Raw genomic sequence first — 22,739 nt, forward strand, 5'->3', positions numbered from 1 at the left:
CAGATGACTGCTCCTTACCCACGTACCTTTTCTCATATCGGCCTGTCGGTCACCGATCTCGACGCTGCCGTCAAGTTTTACACCGAAGTGATGGGCTGGTATCTGATTATGCCGCCGACCGAAATTCAGGAAGATGATTCCGCCATTGGCGTGATGTGCAGTGATGTATTTGGCGGTGGCTGGGAGAAATTCCGCATCGCGCATCTCTCCACCGGCGACCGTGTTGGCGTGGAAATCTTTGAGTTCAAAGCGGCAGAAAAACCTGAGAACAATTTCGAGTACTGGAAAACCGGCGTGTTCCATTTCTGCGTCCAGGATCCGGATGTCGAGGGTCTGGCTGCGAAAATCGTCGCCGCTGGCGGCAAACAGCGTATGCCGGTGCGTGAATATTTCCCCGGCGAGAAGCCGTACCGCATGGTGTATATGGAAGATCCGTTCGGCAACATCATTGAGATCTACAGCCACAGCTATGAGCTGACCTACTCGGCAGGTGCCTATGTTTAATGTGCCAGAGGACTGGCGCGGTTGGGTATGGCAGGGTGGCAACACGCCAAATGACTTGCAGGATCGCTATCTGGCGACTGAATCCTTAGCACCCGGCGATGTGCTGGTACAGAACGCGGCGATTGGCCTCAATCCGGTGGACTGGAAGGTGCTCGACAGCCAGATCGGCCAGGTACCTGGCGTAGATGGTGCAGGCACCGTGGTGGCAATTGGCCCCGAAGTCGATCAACGCTGGCTTGGCGCGCGCGTGGCTTATCACCAGAGCCTGCAACGTCCCGGTAGCTTTGCCGAATTCACGCCGATCGCCGCCCAGGTGTTGCTGCGTATCCCGGACGCCATCGATTTCGCCACCGCCGCCGCCTTCCCCTGCCCGGCGCTCACCGCCTGGCAGGCGATTGAGAAAGTGCCCACACAACCCGGTGCACCGTTGTTGATTGCCGGTGCCGGCGGTTCCGTCGGGCATTTTCTGGTGCAACTGGCACAGGCTCGCGGTTTTGCGGTGACAACACAGAGCAGCGAGCGCCACTTTTCACGGCTGCAAGCACTGGGGGCGAAGTGCACGGTGAGCGATCCCCGGCACAATGCAGCGCGCTTCTATGCCGTGATTGATGCCATCAGCCCGGAACACGCTGCAAGCCTGGCCGATCTGTTGCTGGCGAACGGCCATCTGGTGTGCATTCAGGGCCGGGTCGAGCAGTGGCCTTGCTCGCCGTTCGGGCGCGCGTTATCGCTGCACGAAGTGGCGCTGGGCGCGTTGCATCAGCATGGTGACGCGGCGCAATGGCACGCGTTAACGCAGCAAGGTGAACGGATGCTGGCGCAAATCGCACAGGGAACCTTACACAGCGAGTTACTGCTGCATTTTCCTTACGACCAGCTCCCGGCCCAGTTGCAGGCGTTACAGCATCGTAACTTCAGCGGCAAACAGATTATTGTGCTTTAACCAAATTAAGGGGTTGTTATGTCAGGGTTATTTTCTCCGTTCACGCTCAAAGACGTGACGCTGCGTAACCGTATCGCGATACCACCGATGTGTCAGTACAGCGCCATTGATGGCCTGAGTAACGAGTGGCACTACGTCCATTACAGCAGCCAGGCACGCGGCGGAGCCGGTCTGGTGATTGTTGAGGCCACCGCAGTCTCGCCGGAAGGCCGCATTACTCCGGCCTGTCTGGGCATCTGGAACGACACTCAGGCCGAAAAACTGGCGCGTATCGCCCGGGAGATTAAAGCCGCAGGTGCGGTGCCGGGCATCCAGATTGGTCATGCCGGCCGTAAAGCCAGCGCTAATAAGCCGTGGGAAGGTGACGATCATATCGCGGAACATGATGCCAACGGCTGGGAAACCCTCTCGCCGTCGGCCATCGCCTTTGGTAACAACCTGCCGCGCGTGCCGAAAGCCATGACGCTGGATGACATCAAACGCGTGCGTGATGATTTCGTCAGCGCCGCCAAACGTGCGCGTGACGCCGGTTTCGAATGGCTGGAGTTGCACTTCGCCCACGGCTATCTGGCACAGAGCTTCTTCTCGGTTCACGCCAATCAGCGCAGCGACGAATATGGCGGCGATGCCGTTGGCCGTAGCCGTTTCCTGCGCGAAACCTTTGATGCGGTGCGTGAGGTGTGGCCGGAAAACCTGCCGCTGACCGCGCGTTTTGGCGTGCTGGAGTTTGATGGCCGCGACGAAGAGACGATGCAGGAAGCCATTACTCTGACCCAATATTGGCGCAGCAACGGGTTGGATCTATTGAGCGTCAGCATGGGCTTCTCTACCCCGGATGCCAATATTCCCTGGGGCAGTCCGTTTATGGCCCCGATTGCTGCACGTGTGCGCCGCGAAGCCGCTATTCCGGTCGCATCCGCCTGGGGGATTGATACCCCGCACATCGCCAATGCCACCATTGAACAAGGTCAGCTGGATCTGGTGATGGTGGGGCGTGCCCACCTGAAAAACCCGCACTGGCCGTATCATGCTGCGCTGGCGCTGGGTAAAGATGCGCCGTCGTGGGTACTACCGGCACCTTATGCACACTGGCTGGAGCGCTACAGGGTCAGTGAAGATTAAGTTTTAACACCAACCGTAGCGGCGCGATTTATCGCGCGTTTTTTCCGGCACAGCGCGCGGAACTGCGCGATAAATCGCGCCGCTACGGGTTTGCCGCTGCGTTTGCCATCATTTGATCAATATTTTCCACCTGATTTTGCCTGCCCGTAGCGATTTTCTTATTTACAGATAATTCTGCCCGCTTATTTATAGCTTCATTTCAGATACTGCTTTCATTTCCTGAAATATAGAGCGTTGTTATCGCTGAAAAATCGTCAAAATAGCCGATCAATCGACATGATTTATTACGTTCATAGATATTTCGCATTGTTGCCCTGAGGGATGAGAGATCTATAATTTGGACTTTGTGCAAACCGGACTTTTCAGGAGGCCGCTATTAATACTAACCACCAGCAAAATAATGCGTTCGAGGAAAAACGTACTGATGCTGAACTGGAGTATCAATACGATCCTCACGAGTTAATACTTGAAGGCATGGAGGATTCGGAGCCGGAGCCAGAGCTGATTGAAGGCCTGCCCGCCCCGGATGCGCTGACGCCTGCCGATCGTTATCTGGAGCTTTTCGAGCATGTACAGATGTCGCGTATATTTGCCGACAGCAAAACCTTTCCTGATTGCGCGCCAAAATATGATCCGCTGGATATATTAATCCGCTATCGCCGCCGGAAACGCGCGGCCGAATTCGATCTCGCTACGTTCGTACATGATCATTTTTATCTGCCGCAGCACCATGAAAGTTTTTATGTGTCGAACCCGGATAAAACCCTGACAGAACATATTGATGAGCTGTGGCCGGTGTTAACTAAAATGCCGCAGCAACATATGCCGCACTCGTCGCTGCTGCCGCTGCCAAAACCCTACGTGGTACCGGGCGGCCGCTTTGGTGAGACTTACTATTGGGATTCTTATTTCACCATGCTCGGCCTGGCGGAGAGCGGTCGTGACGATTTACTGCGTGATATGGCGGATAACTTCGCGTGGCTGATTGATAACTACGGTCACGTACCGAACGGTAACCGCACCTATTATCTCAGCCGTTCGCAGCCGCCGGTGTTTGCGTTGATGGTGGAGTTGTTTGAGGAAGACGGCATTCGCGGTGCGAAACGCTATCTCGACCATCTGATGAAGGAGTACCAGTTCTGGATGGACGGGGCCGGTTCGCTGATGCCCGATCAGGCGTACCGCCATGTGGTGCGTATGCCCGATGGTTCGCTGCTCAACCGCTACTGGGACGACCGCGACACGCCGCGCGATGAGTCCTGGATTGAAGATGTGGAAACCGCCAGCAAATCACGCCGTCCGGCCAATGAGGTCTATCGCGATTTGCGTGCCGGTGCCGCGTCCGGCTGGGATTACTCATCGCGCTGGCTGCGCGATCCCCATCGCCTGGCGAGTATTCGCACCACGCAGTTCATCCCGGTTGATCTGAACGCGTTTCTCTACAAACTGGAGTTGATGATCTCCACCTTGTCACACGCTAAAGGCGAGGAGCTGACGGCGCTGGCGTGGCAGAAGAAAGCCGAGATACGTAAACGCGCGATCCACCGCTATCTGTGGGATAAAACCGCTGGGGTGTATCGTGATTACGACTGGCGTCGCCAACGGTTTGGTGCCTTCACCGCCGCTGCGGTAGTGCCGCTGTTCCTCGGCCTGTCCACACCGGAACAGGCACATTTGCAGGCGGTGGCGCTGCGTCAATTGCTGCTGACCCAGGGTGGCCTGGTCACCTCGATGGTGGAAAGCGGCGAGCAGTGGGACAAACCTAACGGCTGGGCGCCGCTGCAATGGATGGCGATTGTCGGCCTGAACAATTACGGTGAAGAGACGCTGGCAACCGAGATTGCGGTGAACTGGCTAACCACGGTGAAAAACTTCTATGCACTGCATCATAAGCTGGTGGAGAAGTATGACATCAGCGGCGATCGCGCCCGTCCGGGGGGCGGTGGTGAGTATCCGTTACAGGATGGTTTTGGCTGGACTAACGGTGTCACCCGTCGCCTGATGGCGATGTACGGGCATTTGCTGGCAGATTGATATCTATAAACGCGGTAAACCGCGCCGCTACACGATGTTTGCAGGATCCCCGTAGCGGCGCGATTCATCGCGCAAGTTTTTAGCGATTCATCGCGCGGGTTTTAGTTGCGTTGTAAAAACGCCAGCAGATCCGCATTCAGCTGATCCTGATGCGTCACCGCAAAGCCGTGCGGGCCATTCTCATACACCTTCAGCTCAGACCCTTTAATCATCTCGTGCACCAGCTTACCGGTGGCTTCGAACGGCACGATTTGGTCATTGCTACCGTGGATCACCAGTGTCGGCACATCCACTTTGGCGATATCGGCGCGGAAATCGGTCTCGGAAAACGCCGTAACACAATCCAACGTACCTTTCAGTGAGGCCAGCAGCGCGATATTCAGTGTCTGGATCATGACGCCATCAGACACCGTCTGTCCGGCATTGGTCCCATAAAAAGGCACCGCGAAATCTTTAATAAATTGCGCACGATCCTGACGTAATCCCGCTTTAATGCCGTCAAATACCGCACTTTCCACCCCTTCCGGATGATCGCTGGTTTTGCCAAAAATAGGGGTGACCGCGCCCAGCAGCACCAATCCTTTCACCTTCGCGCTACCATAGCGGCCAAGGTAACGCGATACATCACCTCCGCCCATGGAGAAGCCCACCAGCGTGACATCGCTGAGTTGCAGATGCTCAATCAGGCCATGAATATCGTCGGCGAAGGTGTCGTAGTCATAACCTTCCCACGGTTGTTCAGAGCGACCAAAGCCACGGCGGTCAAACGCAATCACCCGGTAGCCACGTTCCGCCAGGAAATTCATCTGACTGTCCCACATGTCAGCATCCAGCGGCCAGCCGTGGCTGAACAGCACCGGTTGACCTTTGCCCCAATCTTTGTAGTACAGGTTTACGCCGTCTTTAGTCTTGAAAGTGCTCATAATTTTTCTCCGTCAGGTGAGTGATGTTGTGTCTCGCTAATCAAACTACCCTGTGAGGTGGGAAAAACCTAAAGCAGAGATTTTGACGACTTGTTCAAACTTTTTTGCGCTTCTAAGCTGTCAAAAAAGCCTGGACAAGATGGCCGATTTTTTCCGCTATCAACCTACGCTCTGGGTTCGTAAGGTGCAGACATCGCAACCTTCATTGGAGAATGACCATGAGCCAGCCCCCAACCGCCCCCGTGCGCAACAGTGCTTTTTCCCCCTTTGCCTACGGGCTATTTGCCCTGATCTGGACCGCCTCGGTATTGGGTAACACCGGCAGCTTTATCCGTGATGTCGCCAGCGCCTGGCTGGTGACCGGGCTGTCGGATAACCCTGCCGCCGTCGCCCTGATGCAAACTGCCGCCACGCTGCCGGTGTTTCTGCTGGCACTGCCTGCTGGCGTGCTGTCCGATATTGTTGACCGTCGTCGCCTGTTGATTGCTGTGCAGATATTGATGGCGAGCGTCAGTGGCACCCTGCTGGTGCTGTCACACAACAACTGGCTGACCACTGAATGGCTGATCGGTCTGACCTTTATGGGCGGCATCGGGGCCGCGCTGTTTGGCCCGGCATGGCAGGCGATTGTGCCGGAGCTGGTGCCGCGCCACGAATTGAAAAACGCCGTGGCACTTAACTCCCTCGGTATCAATATCGCCCGCGCTATTGGGCCGGCCACCGGCGGTTTGCTGCTGGCGAGCTTTGGCGCGATGGCGGCCTACGGCGCAGATGTCGCCAGTTACTTCTTCGTGGTCGCCGCGCTGCTGTACTGGAAACGTCCGGCGAAAGCGAAAACCGAGCTCAATGAACACTTCTTTGGTGCCTTCCGTGCCGGGCTGCGTTATGTGCGTGCCAGCCGCGATTTACACCGCGTTCTGCTGCGCGCAGCGCTGTACTTCGCCTTCGCCAGCGCCGTGTGGGCGCTGCTGCCGCTGGTCGCGCGTAATATGTTGCAAGGTACTGCCGGGTTCTACGGTCTGCTGCTCGGCGCGGTCGGTGTCGGGGCGATAGGCGGCGCGTTGCTGTTGCCACGTCTGCGTCGGCAGATGGGCAATGATGGCCTGTTGCTGCTCTCCGCCGTGCTCAGTGCTGGCGTGATGCTGGCGCTGGCAATCAGTCCGGCACAGTGGCTGGCACTGCTGCTGATGGTGTTGCTCGGCATTGGCTGGATCATCGCCCTCACCACCCTGAACGGTGTGGCACAGGCGGTGTTGCCGGATTGGGTACGTGGACGTGGCCTGGCGGTCTATCTGATGGTGTTCAACGGGACGCTGGCAGGTGGTAGCCTGGCATGGGGCTTAATTGCCCAGCATATCGGGCTGGCCCAGGCGCTGTTGCTGGCCGGTGGCTTGCTGCTGATCACCGCCCTGCTGCTGAAACGTCTGGTGCTGCCTGCCGGTGAAGCGGATCTGCAACCGGCACAACATTGGGCTGACCCGGAGGTCAGCGGTGAGATGAATGGCCATCGCGGCCCGGTAATGATTCAGGTGCGCTACCAGGTGCCGCAGTCCGATCGTGCCGACTTCAAACGCGCCATGCGCAAACTGGCCGCCGCGCGCCGTCGTGATGGGGCCTATGCCTGGGGATTGATGGAACAGAGCGATGACCCCACCGCGCTGCTGGAGTGGTTCCTGGTGGAGTCATGGCAAGAACACCTGCGCCAACACCAGCGCGTCTCGCGTGCCGATGTGGCGCTGCAACAGGCGGTGCTGCAATATCATCAGGGTGACGAACCGCCACAGGTCAGCCACCATATTTCTATCTAATCTCAGGCTGGCAGGTAAATGTCGTGCAGCCCCGGTAGCGTGAGTAAGCGCTCACGCCACCAGCTGGCGGCATTACCGTTGGCGCTTTCATTCCACGCCAGATAGGCCATGTCGCGTCGGCACTCACTGTCGAGCTGACGTTCCACCAGCGCCCCGCTGCGCAGATGCGGTTCCGCCAGGTAACGCGGCAGGTAGCCGCAGCCTAAACCGGCGAGCTGTGCCTGTAACTTAGACGGAAAATCATGCACGCTCAGGGTCTTCTGCTCATCCAGCACGCGCAAATCCATCCCCGCCCCATGGCGTGATGAATCATGCACCGTCACCGCGCGATACTGGCGGATTTGCTCGCGCAACAGCGGTTCCGGCGCGGCAGCCAGTGGATGCTCTGGCGCGACGGCAAACACGTATTCCAGCCAGCCCAGCGCCTGACAGCCAATCTCTTTTCGCGTGGCCGGTTCCTGTACCGCGCCAAACACGATATCCGCCTCGCCGTAATGCAGCGCTTCCCAGCACCCCGCCAGCACGTCATGACGGAATTGCAGCTGGGTATGCGAATGCTGCTGATAAAACTCATCAATCAGCGGCGTCAGCAGGCTAAACGGCACCGAGGCATCTACGCTGATCACCAATTGACTCTCCCAACCGCTCTCCACGTAGCGTGCCTGTTGCTCCAGCTCATTTACCGCACGCAGCAGCGTCCGGCCTTTTTCCAGCATCAGACGCCCGGTTGGTGTAAAGGTGGCGCGATGACCAGAGCGATCCAACAGCGTGATTTTGAGATCACTCTCCATCTTCTGCACGGTATAGCTCAGCGCCGACGCGGTTTTAAATAGCCGTGCCGCCGCAGCCGCAAAGGTGCCATGACGATCGAGCGCATCCAGAATCAGCAGCGCCTCGAGGTTTAAACGCATTCCAACCGCCTCCCCAAAATTTGTTGAACAACAACCCAAAAACAATCCGTTATCAATAAACGCTCTCATTTCGTATTTTTTTCCTCAACGACGCAAGTACTTTCACCAGCGAGGAATCAATCATGAATTACCCACAACAGGCTCATCACGTCACGCTGGTGATTACACACAGCATCCAGCCGGAAAAACAGGCCGACTATGAAAAGTGGCTGGAAACCATCATGCCGCAGGCGGCCAGCTTTCCGGGACATCTCGGCGTGAACGTGCTGCGTCCGGTGCACGGCGACAACGCCTACACCGTACTGATTCGCTTTGTGGGTATGGATGAGCTGTACGCCTGGCTGAAATCGCCTGCCCGTCAGGAACTGGTCAGGGAACTCCCGGCCATCCTGGCACAGCCGGAACATATTGAAGTTCGCCCCGGTGCCGCTTTCTGGTTTACCCCGACGCAAAAAGGCCAGGTCAAACCGGCCAAATGGAAACAATACTTACTCACGCTGGGGGTGATTTTTCCCTCAGCCAATCTGGTCCCCTGGTTTTGGAATACGGTGTTGCCGGTGAGCCACGGCACGCTGTGGGGGAATTTTCTCGATAATGCCAGCGTCGTGGCTTTAGTGGTTTTCCTGTGGATGCCACTGCTGACCCGCGTGTTAAAACAGTGGCTGATTGGCCGCAACGCATAATCTGACAGGAGAAGGAACATGACGACCGCTTCACTGATTTTGACCAACGGTAAGTTTCACACCGTTGACCGCGCCAATCCGCTGGCAACCGCTGTGGCGATTAAAGACGGTAAATTCCTTGCCGTAGGCAGCGAAGCCGAGGTAATGCGCTTTGCCGGTAACGACACACAAATCATCGATGCCAAAGGCCATACCGGCATCCCGGGCCTGAATGACTCGCACCTGCACCTGATTCGCGGCGGTCTGAACTACAATCTCGAACTGCGCTGGGAAGGCGTGCCGTCACTGGCGGATGCGCTACGGATGTTGCGTGAGCAGGCGTTGCGCACACCTTCACCGCAGTGGGTGCGCGTGGTGGGCGGCTGGACCGAATTCCAGTTTGCCGAACGTCGCATGCCGACGCTGGATGAAATCAATGCGGCCGCACCGGACACACCGGTGTTTATCCTGCATCTGTACGATCGCGCATTACTGAATCGCGCGGCACTGAAAGTGGTGGGATACACCAAAGACACGCCCAACCCGCCGGGTGGCGAAATCCAGCGCGACAGCAACGGTAATCCGACCGGCATGCTGATCGCCCGCCCTAACGCCATGCTGCTGTACGCAACCCTGGCGAAAGGCCCGAAACTGCCGCTGGAGCAGCAGGTCAACTCCACCCGCCAGTTTATGCGCGAGCTGAATCGTCTTGGCCTGACCAGCGCCATTGACGCTGGCGGTGGCTTCCAGAACTACCCGGATGATTATGATGTGATTTCTGAGCTGCACGCCAAAAAGCAGCTGACGGTGCGTATCGCTTATAACCTGTTTACCCAGCGCCCCGGTCATGAGCTGGAAGACTTTGAAAAATGGACCGATATGCTGAAGCCCGGCCAGGGCACCAATTTCCTGCGGCACAACGGTGCGGGCGAAATGTTGGTGTTCTCGGCGGCCGATTTTGAAGACTTCCTCGAACCGCGCCCGGATCTGGCCCCCGGGATGGAAGATGAGCTGGAACGCGTGGTACGGCATCTGGTGGAGCATCGCTGGCCGTTCCGTCTGCACGCCACCTATAACGAATCGATCAGCCGCATGCTGGATGTGTTCGAGAAAGTGAACCGCGACATTCCGTTTAATGGCCTGCACTGGTTCTTCGATCACGCCGAAACCATCACCGAAGCCAATATTGAGCGCGTCAAAGCGTTAGGCGGCGGCATCGCGGTGCAGCACCGCATGGCCTTCCAGGGGGAGTATTTTGTCGATCGCTATGGCAAGCAAGCCGCCAAACAGACGCCGCCGGTAGCGCGGATGCTGGATGCGGAGGTCCCGGTGGGGCTGGGCACCGATGCCACCCGAGTCGCCAGCTACAACCCGTGGACTGCGCTTTACTGGCTGGTCTCTGGCCGTACCGTCGGCGGCATGCAGCTGTATGATGATAACGCCCGTCTCGACCGTGAAACCGCGCTGATGCTGTGGACCAAAGGCAGCGCCTGGTTCTCCAGTGAACAACATGCCAAAGGAGAGATAAAAGTCGGCCAACTGGCAGATTTGGTGCTGCTGTCGAAAGATTTCTTCAGCGTGGCGGAAGAGGAGATCAAAGGGATTGAATCGGTGCTGACCCTCGTCGATGGCAATGTGGTGTATGCGGCAGGTCGCTTTACCCCGCTGGCTCCCCCACCGGTGCCGGTGTTGCCAGAGTGGTCGCCGGTGGTGACCGTGCCGGGTCATTACCGTAGCGCGCCACCGCAGGCTGCGGGTCGTGCCGCGATGATGCCGAAAGTGCATCAATGCAGCGGGCCGTGCGGCGTGCACAGCCATGCCCATGATGTTGCGCGTCAGTCATCAGTGCCCGTGTCCGATAACAACGCCTTCTGGGGTGCGCTGGGCTGTTCCTGCTTTGCGTTTTAACGCTGATGCGCTGTTTTGAGACGTAGCGGCGCGATTTATCGCGCAGTTAGGGCACCAGGCCAAACCCCTGTTTGCCGTTCTTTTTAATGCTGTACATGGCTTCATCGGCGCGCGTTAGCGCGTCATTGAAGCCATCACGCTCCTGCACTTGGGCAATACCAATCGATGCGCCAATCTGCGCCATGCCGTTGCCCAGTTCGAACGGCGCGAGTGCCGCGTCCAGTACCGCCTGGGCCATAATTCTGACCTTGGGAAAGTCGATCAGAAAAGGCATCAACAGTACAAACTCATCGCCGCCGATACGGCCAATCACCACCGAGGACAGCACCGCATCACGCATGCGCTGACTGAGCTGCATCAACACCTCATCGCCACTACGGTGTCCGAGGGTATCGTTGACGTGCTTAAAGTTATCCAGGTCAATATAGGCGAGGCACAACGGCCCCTGCTTTTTCATCTGGCTAAAGTGGGTTTGCAGCGAATGACGGTTGGTGAGACCGGTAAGAGGATCGTGATTCGCCAGCGTCGATAGCTGCGCTTCATAATTCTTCTCTTTGGTCATGTCGATATGCGTCCCCGTCACCTTTAACGGGTTACCCTGCTCGTCCCATTCGCTGACACGTCCTCGATCCAGCACCCAGGTGATGGTGCCGTTTTTCGCCACCATGCGGTGGAGCGCTTCGTAGTAAGGGGCACGACCTTCGATGTGGTCGTAGAAGGCTTTCAACACCTCATCCGCATCTTCGGGATGCAGGTGTTCTCGCCAGACTTCAAACTTAGCGTTCAACTCTTTCGGCTGGAAGCCCAACATCGCTCCCCAGCGTCGGTTGAAAATCACCAGTTTGCCGCTGGGAATATCCAGTTGCCACAGGCACAGCCCGGTACCGTCCAGCGCGGCGCTCAGCTTATTGCGGGCGTCATGCGCTATACGCTTGAGCCGCGCATTGTGCTTTTTCAGGTTCTGAATCTGCTGGAGCAGCGCTTCATCGGCCATGGTTCACGGAGGGAAAGCAAATAAGGTTTATTGTGCCTGCCAGGAATATTCTGTAAATGGCCCAATGGAAAAGCCGATCAGTGGCGTTAAAACGTTAGAAAATCAGATGTTATACCGCCATCACCACCAAATAGCAGCAAGGCACGCTGTTTTTCACTAAATCTGGTAGTGGATAAGACATTTCCCCGCGTGGATTAGGATTGTATTTCGTGGTGCGGCGTTTTATCCGTGGTCATCTGTACGATAACAACGGATAAATTGTGTTCTGTGACACGGATCAAGGGTTATAGGTTGTGCAGCGCTGTCATCATGAATACTAGAATGGTAGCTTAGCAGTTATCACAGAAACACGATGACGGTGGATGACATTATGCAGCTGACAATGCGTTGGTTTGGTCCGAAAGAAGATAAAGTTTCGCTGGAATATATTCGCCAGGTGCCGGGCGTGCGCGGCATCGTTGGCGCGCTCTACGATGTACCCGTGGGTGAAACCTGGCCGAAGGATAAGGTTAAAGCGTTGGTCGATCAGGCACATGCGGCAGGTCTGACCGTTGAAGTGATCGAAAGCGTTAACATTCATGACGACATCAAAATCGGCCTGCCGAGTCGCGACCAATATATTGAAAACTATAAGCAAAGCATCCGCAATCTGGCCGAAGTTGGCGTGAAGGTCATTTGCTACAACTTTATGCCAGTGTTCGACTGGATGAAGACCGAGATGAATTACGTGCTGCCGGACGGGTCCATTACCATGGCGTTCGAGAAGAAAGGCATCGATAAGAGTCTCGACGAGGTGGTGCAAGAGGTGTTGGCCAGCTCAAACGGTTTTGTGCTGCCGGGCTGGGAGCCGGAACGCCTGGCAAAAGTGCAGGAGTTGTTTGCCAAATATGAAGGGGTAGATGACGCCAAACTGCGGGAAAATCTGGCGTATTTCCTCAAAGCTGTGATCCCGGTGTGTGAAGAAGTGGGTGTGAAGATGGCCATCCACCCGGATGATCCGCCGTACTCGATCTTCGGTCTGCCGCGTGTGGTTAAAAACCGCGACGATCTTGACTGGATCTGTAACGTGGTCGATTCCCCGGCCAACTGTATTACCTTGTGCACTGGCTCCATCGCGGAAGATCCGCAGAATGATGTCTATGCGATTCTGGCCGAATTCTCACGCCGCAAGCGTATCCCATTCGCCCATGTACGCAACATCAAGATCATTCAGGACAAAGATTTCTACGAATGTGCGCACCCCACCGAATACGGTTCGCTGGACATGTATCAGGTGCTGAAGGCGATGTACGACAATGGTTTCGACGGCTATATCCGTTCCGATCATGGTCGCTTTATCTGGGGTGAAACTGGTCGCCCGGGTTATGGATTGTATGACCGCGCACTGGGTACGACTTATTTGTTGGGACTGTGGGAAGCGCTGAGTAAGCGTTGATCCTTCCATGACTTGCGCGATAAATCGCGCCGCTACGGAATATGTCGATCAGTAGCGGTGCGATTTATCGCGCAGTTTTGTTTAAACGCCCAGCGCCTCAACCTGCTCAATGGCCGCCCATAGCGTCTCAGGCGTCAAGGTCACCGGCAAATAATGAATCGATTCCACCGGGCGCAGCGTATGCTGAATGACCCGCTCAACCTGGTCACGCTGACGGATATCCACATCCAGCTGCGCCAGCGTAGTGGGGAGATCAAAACGTTTATACGCGGCAATCAGTTGGCGTGTGACCTCGTGCTGGCCCAGCAGTGCGCTCTGCACCAGAATCCCATACGCGACTTTGGTGCCGTGCAGGAACTGCGCCGTTTGCGGCAGCGTGGTCAAACCATTATGCACCGCATGGGCCGCCGCAATGCGCGTGTAACGTTCCCCAAGCCCGCCGACCATCCCGCCACCGGCAATGATGGCATCGACCACATCGCGAAATGCCAGCGTCAACTGACGCGCGCGTTGATCGCTGAGGGCAGCTTCGCTTTTTTCCAGCAAAACATCACGTAGCGTCCGCGCCACATCCAGCCCAAGCCGCACGGTCAGTGGCAGCGTTTCTGGCTGTGGTGCCAGCACCACCGCCTCATACCACTTCGCCAGCGTGTCACCGATGCCAGCCTGCAAATAACGCGCAGGTGCCTGCAAAATGATCTCCGGTTCCAGCAGCAACAGGTGGTTAGCCTGTGGGAAAATTTCAAAATGCAGCGCTTCGCCCGCCTCGTTGTACCAAACGGAAAGCGGCGTCCAGGCCGCACAGGTCGCAGCGATGGTCGGGATGGTTACCACCGGCAGACGTAACCGATGCGCCAGCGCTTTGGCGGTATCCAGCACCGTACCGCCACCGACGCCAATCACCACCTGGCGATCGTTGCCTGCCCGTTGCGCCAGGCGCGCGACTTCATGCTCGCTGCAATGGCCGCCAAAGATATCAACAATCGCCCCCGGCAGCGTCAATGGTGCCAGCCAGTGCTGTGCCGCCGTCAGCGCCTGACGCCCCCCAACCCAGATGGCATGACGCAATTGTTCTTCGCTGTAGTAATCACGCAGCCGGGCTATCGCCCCGGGATGTGAATAGTAGTTGGCCGGGCCAGGCACGACCTGAATATGATGCTCGCTCATGATGCGGTTCCCTGAAAAAGAAACCGTTATCGTTATCCTCTGCCGCGCGCAATGCTAATGATTTATCTGGCATTGCTTATGCCTTTTCCTTGATTGCCAACCTTACGCGGAGGATGAAAAATCCGCTCAGATCGCCCGCTTACCACAATAAAAATCGGCGGCGCGCCACCTGCTTATCATTCACCACTATTCGGGGAAATTGCATGAAATCATTGGCCATTACGTTGTTATCGCTGAGCCTGCTCAGCAGCGTTGTCAGTGCCGCGCAGACGCTGGCTCCACTGCCTGCTGCGTTGGCAAATCATCAGGGGCCGATTCGGATCGCGGTGATCCGCAATCTGGGTTCCGACGATAACACCACCCAGTTTGTTGCCGGTGCCATCCAGCAGGGTAAACAGCTGGGCTTTAAAGTGAGTACTTTTCTGAGCCAGGGCGACGATGCGCGTTTCCAGGACTTTGTGAATCAGGCGATCAGTCAAAAATATGATGGCATCATCCTGTCGCAAGGCCGAGCGCCCTACTCCACCGAGCTGGTGAAACGTATTCATGACAGTGGTATTGCGCTGTCCGTTTTTGATACTGCGGTGGATAACACGCCAGCCGGTGTCACCGTGACGCAACAGGATGACGCGTCACTGACACAACAGTCGCTGCAACCGTTGATCAAAGACTTCAACGGTAAGGCCAATATCATCAAATTATGGGTGGCCGGTTTCCCGCCAATGGAGCGTCGCCAGGCCGCCTGGGAAGAGATCAAGAAGGCCAATCCGGGCATTCATGAACTGGAATCCGTCGGCGCGGTGTCTGCCGACGTGCAGGGCGATACCGCCAACAAAGTCGGCGCGTTGCTGGCGAAATATCCGAAAGGAAAAATCGACGCGATCTGGGGCACCTGGGATGCCTTCAGTCAGGGAGCTTATAAAGCCTTGCAGGAGAATGGCCGTACCGAAATCAAACTGTACAGCATCGATATTTCCAACGGTGATTTGCAACTGATGCGTGAGAAAAACAGTCCGTGGAAGGTCAGCGTAGCGGTCGATCCTAAACTGATCGGGGCCATCAATATGCGCCTGATTGCCTATAAGCTGGCAGGCGAAGCCACCCCAGCCAGCTATGACTTTAAAGCGGCGGCTATCCCGCAAGCGCTGGTCACCGGTCAGCCTGGTGCAGCTAACGTCGCCGCGTTACAAAACGTGATCCCCGGCTGGGGCCAGAGCAATGATTTTGTCGCGCCGTGGTTCGCCACGCTGGCCGCCAAAGCGCATTGAGGCCAGCCATGACAACCTTACTCCCCACCCCGGAATACAGCCGCAATATGCGACTGATTGGTCACAGCGATCAGGGCGGACGCCCGGATGGTGTGCAGGTGATGGTACATCGCGGCTTTGCTTACGTCGGCCATATGGTGTCGCAGGGCTTTAGCGTGATTGACGTGCGTGATGCGCGTCGGCCCAAAACCGTCAATTATGTCGCGGCCCCACCCGGCACCTGGAACGTGCATTTGCAGGCCCATGACGATCTGCTGCTGGTAATCAACGCGCGCGATCTGTTTGCCGATGTACGTTTCGCCGATGAGAAGGTGTACTACACCCGCGCAGTCGGTCAAACCACGGCAGATATTCAGGAGAAAAGCTGGCAATCCGGACTGCGGATTTTTGATATCTCATCCCCGGCACAACCCCGTGAAATCGCCTTCCTGTCACTCGACGGTATTGGTATCCATCGTATCTGGTATGTTGGCGGGCGCTGGGCCTATGTTTCCGCGCTGATTGAAGGTTTTAGCGATTATATTTTGCTGACCATTGATTTAGCCGATCCACAACGCCCCACCGTTGCCGGGCGCTGGTGGCTACCGGGTATGCACACTGCGGGCGGTGAAACACCTGACTGGCCGGAAGGAAAACGTTATGCGCTGCACCATGCGATTATCAGCGGTGATACCGCCTATGGTTGCTGGCGCGATGGCGGACTCACGCTGCTGGACGTCAGCGATCGTCGTGCGCCGCAATTGATCAGCCATCGCAACTGGAGCCCACCGTTTGGTGGTGGCACGCATACCGCACTACCGTTACCGGCACGCGATCTGCTGGTGGTGCTGGACGAAGCGGTGCTGGATAACCAGCAGGATGGCGAGAAGCTGATCTGGCTGTTTGATATCCGCGAACCGGCCAATCCGGTGAGTATCGCCACCTTCCCGCAACCCGGTGAGCGCGATTATGTAGCGAAAGGCGCACATTTTGGCCCACATAACTTGCATGAAAACCGCCCAGGCAGTTTTGTCAGTGACACGCTGATTTTCGCGACGTACCAGAATGCCGGGGTGCGCGCTTATGACATTTCCAATCCGTATCAACCCAAAGAGACCGGTGCGCTGGTGCCTGCGGCACCTGCGCGCATGATGGATACCCGGCCCGATCGCCCACCGGTGATTCAGAGTTGCGATGTGTTTGTTGATGCACAGGGGATAATCTACAGCACCGATTACAACGGCGGCCTGTCGATTATTGAGTATTTGGGGTAGAAAAAGGGTGACCATGCCTGCGCGATCAATCACGCAGGCATGGTATCAGCTGCGCAAGCGCAGTTTGGCTTCGATGATATCGGCGATCTTTGTCACCAGCCAGGCAATCACCATATAGAACACCACCGCGATCAGGAACGCTTCCAGATAGTAGAAGTTCAGTGCGGCAGTCAGCTGCGCCTGGGCGAAGATATCCACCACTTCAATGGCGAACGCCAGCGACAGCGCTTTCATAATCACCATAAAGGCGTTTGCCAGATCCGGGATTGCCGCCACGATAATCTGCGGAAACATGACCCGACGGAACAACTGGCCATTGGTGTATCCCAGCGATTGCGCCGCATCGGACTGTCCGCTGTCAAACGAGTTCAGCGCCCCTTTCCACACTTCTGCCTGGAACGCAGCGACACAGGCACTGAGCGCCACAATGATAATCACCCAGTTCGGTAACGAGTGAGCATTCACTTCAATGCCAAACAACGTGGCAACAAAATGCAGCGCAGGAGGCAAGCCGTAGTAGGCGAGGAAAATCACCACCACCATCGGCACGCCCTTAAAGGCAATTTTGTACGCCAGCACCAGCTGACGCAGCACCGGCAGGCGCTGATGTTCCACATAAGCAAACAAGCCGCCGATCAGCGTGGAACAGATAAATACGGTGATTGCCATCGCCAGCGTGACCGGTACTGCGTCAAGAATGCTCCAGAAATCCGGCAGTAACACCTCGATATCAAACATAATCGATTTTCTCTCTCTGTCAGACGCTGGCAGTCAGCTTCGCGTGGCTGGCTGCCGTTTTCGAGTTGTACTTCGCATGCCGCCGCTCGAAGTAACGCACAATCAGCCAGGCCACCAGACACAGCAGCGAATAAAGCACCGCTAACACCAGATAGGTGCCGAACTGATACTGGTTATAGTCACGTTCCATGATCAGGTGTGCCGTCGCCATCACATCCGCCGCACCGATGTACATCACCAATGCAACGTTATGAATCAGGTAAATAATGGCGTTGCCATAGCCCGGCAGCCCAATGTGCAGCGCCTGGGGGCCGACGATACGTAGCATCTTGTGACGGAAGCTGTAGCCCATGCTGTCGGCGGCATCGTGCTGACCGCGCTCCACGGCAAGAAACGCCGGGCGCATGACCTCGGACAGATAGCCGCCGTGGTACAGGCTTAACCCGACCATCGATGCCACTGTCGCCGACATAAAATCCCCCACCCCGAACGACTCCAGCACCAACGGCAGGCCGTAAAACGCCACAAACAGTTGCAGCACGACGGGAACACTGCGCGCGTAAGAGACATAGAGATCCGCCAGTTGGCTGATCAGCGGGATACGCCGCACGCGAAAAGTGGTGGTAATCAGTGCCAGGCAGAACCCGACAATCATCGCAACAAACATAATGGCGAGCGTGAGCGGCAGCGCCGACAGTAGCTCGGGAATCATGGTCGAGAGATTCACAGTGAAACACTCCTGAAAAAAATATCAGCGTTGCACGCATCGGTCGCAGCGCCCTTTTAGCGCGCCACGATCCGATTTGTGCCTAAAACCAGGGTTTCAGGTGAACCGATTATTTCATGTATTTGACGATATCTTCGCCAAACCACTTCTGTGACAACTTATCGAGGGTGCCGTCGGCTTTCAGTTCTTTCAGCGCCTCGTTAACATCATCATTGAGTTTTTTGTTTTCGTCAGAACGGTGGATCAGCACGTAAGTGTTGTTGATAGACACCGGCTCACTGGCTTTGATCGCCAGCTTCTGGTTATCAATCACCGTTTGTTCGCCGAGGTTGGAAGGCAGTACCAGGGCGTCATATTTACCGTTCTGCACTTCTTTCAGGCGGTCCGGGTATGGCACACCAGCACTTGAGGCTTTAATGTCAATCTTGTCGTTCGGGTTGTCCTGCTGCCACTGCATAACAAACTTGTAAACGCCGCCACCGGCAGTAACCGGAACGATGTTTTTACCGACCAGATCTTTCATCCCATTGATATTGCTGTCTGCACGGCTATAGATCTTCATCAGGCTGGCCCCGATGGGATTGTCCGGGATCAGGAACTGTTTGCTGCGCGCCGGAGCCTTGTAGTAACCCCCGGTGGCCATATCATATTTGCCGGTTGCCAGCCCGGTTTCCTGGGCGATATCCGCCGCACCTTCCATGACAAATTTATACTGCGGCAGCTTCGCGTTGATGGCTTTCAGCACGTCCGGCTCATAGCCTTGCGGCTCGTGGCCGATCGCCCCCCATGACAGCGGCTTGGATTCGGCTGCCGTCGCGATTTTGATGGTGCGGACCGCATCCGCATAGCTGGTGGCGGCGCTGAATAACGCGAGCGTCACGATTCCTGGCAGCGCCAGGCGGCGTAATGTTGTTTTGATTGCAGGCATGTCTTTGATTCCTTTTATTATTAGAGTACGCGTTCTGAATTGAGGAACTGTGCAAGGCGCGGCAGGGTCGGGTTATCAAAAATCTCTGTCGGGCTACCCTGTGCCGCGACAACACCCTGATCCATAAACACAATGCGGTTAGAGATACTTTTGGCAAACTGCATTTCGTGCGTCACCAGCAGCGATGTAATGCCGGAGGAGGTCACGTCTTTAATGACCTTCAGCACTTCCCCCACCAACTCGGGATCGAGCGATGAAGTCGGTTCATCAAACAACATCACATCCGGGCGGAGCGCCAATGCACGCGCAATGCCGGTTCGTTGTAACTGGCCACCAGAAAGCTGTGAAGGATAGTGATCCTGCTTGCCGCCGAGGCCAACACGCTCCAGCTCTTGTACCGCGATCGCACGTGCTTCTTGTTTGGATTTGCGTTGCACGGCGATCAGTGGGTCCATCACGTTTTCAATCACCGTCATGTTTTTGAACACATTGAACTGCTGGAACACCATTGCGGTACGCAAACGGATGGCCTGAATCGCGGCTTTATCCGGCGTCTGGTAGTCCATCGCAATCTGGTCAAAGGTAATGCTGCCTGACGTCGGTTTCGCCAGGTAGTTAATGCAGCGCAGCAACGTGGTTTTACCGGTGCCGCTTGGGCCGATAATCGAGACCACATCACCACGCTTTACCGAGAGATCGACCCCTTTGAGGATCTGTGCGCTCCCGTAAGACAGCTTAATATCTTTAAGTTCAAGCATTTGTGTTCATGTCCTTGCGGGTGAAAGACGGTTATTTCTCGATGCTGGCATGACCCAGCACATGCATCAGACGGTTAGCCCAGCCAAAGATAGCGATGGCGTGAATCAGATCGATAATCTCCTGATCATTCATCCCCTGCTCACGCAACGCGGCAACGTCTTCCCTGCTGGCTTCTGACGGCGTAACCGACAGACGACGGGCAAAGCGATAAATCGCCGCATCGCGCGGGCTGAGCGTGTCGGCTTTGTCGAAGTAGAGTGCACTCACCACCGCATCGCTTTTGGTCAGCTGGGCATGACGCCGGGCATGAACCACCGCGCAATATTTGCAACCATTCACGATGGAAGCCCCCAATGCGCCTAGCTCTCGGTCGGCACGATCCAGCCCGCCTTCGACATACATAATGGCGTTAAACAACAGGGTCCGTGCGGTGTAGCTCTCGGGATCGTGCGCCAGGGTCCGTACATAATCGGAGACCTTTTTATTCGACGGTGTCACCTTCATCGCATCGAGCTGTTCAGGTGTCGCCGTGGCAACCTCAACCGGCGTGATATAGGGATGCCAGTGCAGTGGCTTAAGGCTGACTAACGGAATCATACGGACCTCATCAGGCGTAAACCGGACACCACACGGGTCTGGAAATTAACGAAGGCAATCAGTTCAGACAGCGCCACGATTTGTGGGTTGGTCAGTCCGGCCTGCTCCAGCAGACGAATATGGCTCTCCTGTGCATCAAACGGGGTGCGGGTGACCATGTCGGCATGACGGGCAATTGTCGCCAGCGGTTCAGCTAGCGCCGTTTCCCCGTTTGCCAGCGCCAGTAACTCAGCGGAGGGGGACAGTTGCGCTAACTGCGCGGAATAGTCAGCCAGCAGGTGCGCATCGCCATTCAGGGCCGCCATGCGCTGAGCCAGCGCCACGCGCAGGTCGGCGGCCAGCCCCTGATCCTGTTGTGGATGCAGTACCGACTGGCGGCACTCCTCAGCACCGTCAACAAACTCCGGACGGAAACGGCGGGCACGGTACAGCTCATCCTCTGGTGTCAGTCCGGCGGACTGATCAATGGCGTCGATCACAACGCTTTCTCCTGTTTGAGTAAGGGTGTGGCATCCACCCATTCATCGCCCTGTAATTCAGGGGTGTCAAAAGCCATCAGGCTGTCGAAATGTGTCTCCACATCTTCGGCAAAGAGCGATGCGGCGATGCCGCGCACCAGGCGGTCGGCACCGGCGCTCACTGCCGGAATATCGCCAGACACCTTGCCATGCGTCAGCATCGCCGCATCGTTAAAACAGTGGATATGCGCCAGCATCGGGCAACTGCCCGGCTCACGCTCACGAAACTCGAAGGCGGGTCCCAAATCAGGCGCATCCAGCATGCTGGCACGCGCTGCGCCCATCTCCGGCTGATAGCGGCCATCTGACCAGCTACGGATATACGGCGCGATGGCGGCAAACTCCGGTCGGCCATTAAAATCATTGGTAAAACCGGTGGCGGCAATCAGGTAGTCGTAACGCAGCGGCCCTTGCGTGGTATCAATCAGCAGGCCGTCCGCTTCCTGGCTGACCGCGTTGATGCCACAGTCGAGGAAGAAACGCGCGTTGGCGTGACGCGACACCCGTAGCGTCGAGGAGCGTGGGGGTGGCGTTTGTGTTGATGCGGTGTAATCGACAAATTTCCACTTCCACGCGTCAGGTAACTGGTGCATACCATGCACCACACCCTGGCTGCCAATGCCCGTCATCTTGTTGATGCGCGGCATCTGTTGGCGACGAATCAGCAGATCTACCGCACCCGCCCCGCTTTCCAGCGCGGTGGCGGCGTTATCCATTGAGGAGGCACCGGCACCAATCACCGCCACACGCTTGCCCTGTAGCGCAGCAAAATCAATGTCATCTGCAGAGTGCGCCCAGAATTGACGATCAATCCCCTGCAAAAAGTCCGGTACAGCAAAACCGCCAAGGCCAGATCGCCCGGTCGCCAACACCAGGCGGCGGGTATAGACGCGGCCAGTCTCCGCGCCCGTCAGATCCAGCGCGATCAGATCACCTTCAGCGGCGATCGCCGTCATGCGTACATTGTTGTGCACCGGCAGGTTGAGCACCTTGCGATACCAGACGAGGTAATCCATCCACACATCTTTCGGGATTTTGTCCAGCGCCTGCCAGGCTTCAATACCCCATTGCGCGCTATACCAGGCACGAAATGTCAGCTGTGGCAGGCCGAGCGACGGGCCGTGCAAGCTTTTCGGGGAACGCAACGTCTCCATGCGAGCAAACGTCACCCATGGTCCTTCCAGACCGGCAGGCGCGGCATCATAAGCCACCACGTTGTTGATGCCGGTCAGCAGTAATTTTGCCGTCGCCGCCAGCCCACACATCCCGCCACCAATCACCACCACATCACGCACTGGCGAGCCATTATGGGTACGCGTGGGCACCCAGGCTTTGGCGGGTAATTCAAGGAATTCGAGGTCCTGCTGCAACTGCGCTTCAAGTACGGCAAGACCACCGGGCTGGGCTGTTATCGTCATGATGTTATTCCCTGGCATGGGCATAAACCCGCAACCGCAGGTTTGAAAAGGCGCATTTCATTATCCTGATATCGCATAATTAACGATTAATAATTAAAAATACGCATAGTAACAACTAAGGT

General features: G+C 56.5%; 21 protein-coding genes. 10 read left to right on the forward strand and 11 right to left on the reverse strand.

Annotated elements, in window-relative coordinates; translation table 11 throughout:
- The first annotated feature begins 3 nt into the window (after positions 1-3).
- The 4 genes from PAT9B_RS16545 (at position 4) to treF (ending at position 4,603) form a co-directional block, all read left to right on the forward strand.
- The gene (locus tag PAT9B_RS16545) at positions 4-504 is read left to right on the forward strand and encodes a lactoylglutathione lyase family protein (RefSeq protein WP_013510426.1); all 501 of its coding nucleotides are present in this window, start codon (positions 4-6) and stop codon (positions 502-504) included.
- A complete protein-coding gene (locus PAT9B_RS16550; RefSeq protein ID WP_013510427.1) occupies positions 497-1,447 on the forward strand; it encodes an alcohol dehydrogenase catalytic domain-containing protein in 951 nt (316 codons plus the stop codon). The genes PAT9B_RS16545 and PAT9B_RS16550 overlap by 8 nt, the downstream gene beginning before the upstream one ends.
- Positions 1,448-1,465: 18 nt before the next feature.
- Positions 1,466-2,569, forward strand: coding sequence for an NADH:flavin oxidoreductase/NADH oxidase (locus PAT9B_RS16555; RefSeq protein WP_013510428.1), 1,104 nt, complete (start codon positions 1,466-1,468; stop codon positions 2,567-2,569).
- A gap of 375 nt (positions 2,570-2,944) precedes the next feature.
- Positions 2,945-4,603, forward strand: a complete 1,659-nt coding sequence (gene treF, locus PAT9B_RS16560; protein ID WP_013510429.1) for an alpha,alpha-trehalase TreF — start codon at positions 2,945-2,947, stop codon at positions 4,601-4,603.
- Between the two features lie 101 nt (positions 4,604-4,704).
- On the opposite strand, the gene PAT9B_RS16565 is transcribed toward treF, so the two are convergent.
- Positions 4,705-5,526 carry an alpha/beta fold hydrolase gene (locus PAT9B_RS16565; protein ID WP_013510430.1) on the reverse strand — a complete coding sequence of 274 codons (822 nt, stop codon included), beginning with the start codon at positions 5,524-5,526 and terminating at the stop codon, positions 4,705-4,707.
- A gap of 218 nt (positions 5,527-5,744) precedes the next feature.
- Between PAT9B_RS16565 and PAT9B_RS16570 the strand changes: the two genes are divergently transcribed.
- Positions 5,745-7,334: an MFS transporter gene (locus PAT9B_RS16570; RefSeq protein WP_013510431.1), complete on the forward strand. Its 1,590-nt coding sequence runs from the start codon at positions 5,745-5,747 to the stop codon at positions 7,332-7,334.
- 2 nt (positions 7,335-7,336) lie between these two features.
- On the opposite strand, the gene PAT9B_RS16575 is transcribed toward PAT9B_RS16570, so the two are convergent.
- Complete coding sequence (locus PAT9B_RS16575; RefSeq protein WP_013510432.1) at positions 7,337-8,245, reverse strand: LysR family transcriptional regulator; 909 nt, start codon at positions 8,243-8,245, stop codon at positions 7,337-7,339.
- Between the two features lie 122 nt (positions 8,246-8,367).
- On the opposite strand from PAT9B_RS16575, the gene PAT9B_RS16580 reads away from it, so the two are divergent.
- Both PAT9B_RS16580 and PAT9B_RS16585 read left to right on the forward strand, forming a co-directional pair.
- Positions 8,368-8,928 (forward strand): antibiotic biosynthesis monooxygenase, encoded by a 561-nt coding sequence (locus PAT9B_RS16580; protein ID WP_013510433.1) that lies wholly within the window; start codon positions 8,368-8,370, stop codon positions 8,926-8,928.
- An 18-nt stretch (positions 8,929-8,946) separates the two neighbouring features.
- Positions 8,947-10,815 carry an amidohydrolase gene (locus PAT9B_RS16585; protein WP_013510434.1) on the forward strand — a complete coding sequence of 623 codons (1,869 nt, stop codon included), beginning with the start codon at positions 8,947-8,949 and terminating at the stop codon, positions 10,813-10,815.
- 46 nt (positions 10,816-10,861) lie between these two features.
- On the opposite strand, the gene PAT9B_RS16590 is transcribed toward PAT9B_RS16585, so the two are convergent.
- Positions 10,862-11,809, reverse strand: a complete 948-nt coding sequence (locus PAT9B_RS16590; protein WP_013510435.1) for a sensor domain-containing diguanylate cyclase — start codon at positions 11,807-11,809, stop codon at positions 10,862-10,864.
- 370 nt (positions 11,810-12,179) lie between these two features.
- Between PAT9B_RS16590 and uxuA the strand changes: the two genes are divergently transcribed.
- Positions 12,180-13,244 (forward strand): mannonate dehydratase, encoded by a 1,065-nt coding sequence (uxuA, locus tag PAT9B_RS16595; protein ID WP_013510436.1) that lies wholly within the window; start codon positions 12,180-12,182, stop codon positions 13,242-13,244.
- Positions 13,245-13,325: 81 nt separating this feature from the next.
- Here the strand turns inward: uxuA and PAT9B_RS16600 are convergent, their stop codons facing one another.
- The gene (locus tag PAT9B_RS16600) at positions 13,326-14,411 is read right to left on the reverse strand and encodes an oxidoreductase (RefSeq protein ID WP_013510437.1); all 1,086 of its coding nucleotides are present in this window, start codon (positions 14,409-14,411) and stop codon (positions 13,326-13,328) included.
- A gap of 203 nt (positions 14,412-14,614) precedes the next feature.
- Between PAT9B_RS16600 and PAT9B_RS16605 the strand changes: the two genes are divergently transcribed.
- Positions 14,615-15,679, forward strand: a complete 1,065-nt coding sequence (locus PAT9B_RS16605) for a sugar ABC transporter substrate-binding protein (RefSeq protein WP_013510438.1) — start codon at positions 14,615-14,617, stop codon at positions 15,677-15,679.
- A gap of 8 nt (positions 15,680-15,687) precedes the next feature.
- On the forward strand, positions 15,688-16,932 hold the full coding sequence (locus tag PAT9B_RS16610) for an LVIVD repeat-containing protein (RefSeq protein WP_013510439.1): 1,245 nt from the start codon (positions 15,688-15,690) through the stop codon (positions 16,930-16,932).
- 45 nt (positions 16,933-16,977) lie between these two features.
- Here PAT9B_RS16610 and PAT9B_RS16615 read toward each other — a convergent pair whose 3' ends face one another.
- The 7 genes from PAT9B_RS16615 to PAT9B_RS16645 form a co-directional block, all read right to left on the reverse strand.
- Positions 16,978-17,670, reverse strand: a complete 693-nt coding sequence (locus PAT9B_RS16615; RefSeq protein ID WP_013510440.1) for an amino acid ABC transporter permease — start codon at positions 17,668-17,670, stop codon at positions 16,978-16,980.
- Between the two features lie 19 nt (positions 17,671-17,689).
- Entirely contained in the window at positions 17,690-18,382 is a 693-nt protein-coding gene (locus PAT9B_RS16620) for an amino acid ABC transporter permease (RefSeq protein WP_223300487.1), read from the reverse strand.
- A 124-nt stretch (positions 18,383-18,506) separates the two neighbouring features.
- Positions 18,507-19,325: a transporter substrate-binding domain-containing protein gene (locus tag PAT9B_RS16625; RefSeq protein WP_013510442.1), complete on the reverse strand. Its 819-nt coding sequence runs from the start codon at positions 19,323-19,325 to the stop codon at positions 18,507-18,509.
- Positions 19,326-19,345: 20 nt separating this feature from the next.
- Entirely contained in the window at positions 19,346-20,083 is a 738-nt protein-coding gene (locus tag PAT9B_RS16630; RefSeq protein ID WP_013510443.1) for an amino acid ABC transporter ATP-binding protein, read from the reverse strand.
- A gap of 31 nt (positions 20,084-20,114) precedes the next feature.
- Positions 20,115-20,681 (reverse strand): peroxidase-related enzyme, encoded by a 567-nt coding sequence (locus PAT9B_RS16635; RefSeq protein WP_013510444.1) that lies wholly within the window; start codon positions 20,679-20,681, stop codon positions 20,115-20,117.
- Positions 20,678-21,160: a CMD domain-containing protein gene (locus tag PAT9B_RS16640; RefSeq protein ID WP_013510445.1), complete on the reverse strand. Its 483-nt coding sequence runs from the start codon at positions 21,158-21,160 to the stop codon at positions 20,678-20,680. The genes PAT9B_RS16635 and PAT9B_RS16640 overlap by 4 nt, the downstream gene beginning before the upstream one ends.
- Positions 21,157-22,617, reverse strand: coding sequence for an NAD(P)-binding domain-containing protein (locus PAT9B_RS16645; protein ID WP_013510446.1), 1,461 nt, complete (start codon positions 22,615-22,617; stop codon positions 21,157-21,159). Before PAT9B_RS16645 ends, PAT9B_RS16640 begins: the two co-directional genes overlap by 4 nt.
- Positions 22,618-22,739 lie beyond the last annotated feature (122 nt).

This window comes from Pantoea sp. At-9b (genome assembly GCF_000175935.2).
Lineage (GTDB): Bacteria > Pseudomonadota > Gammaproteobacteria > Enterobacterales > Enterobacteriaceae > Pantoea.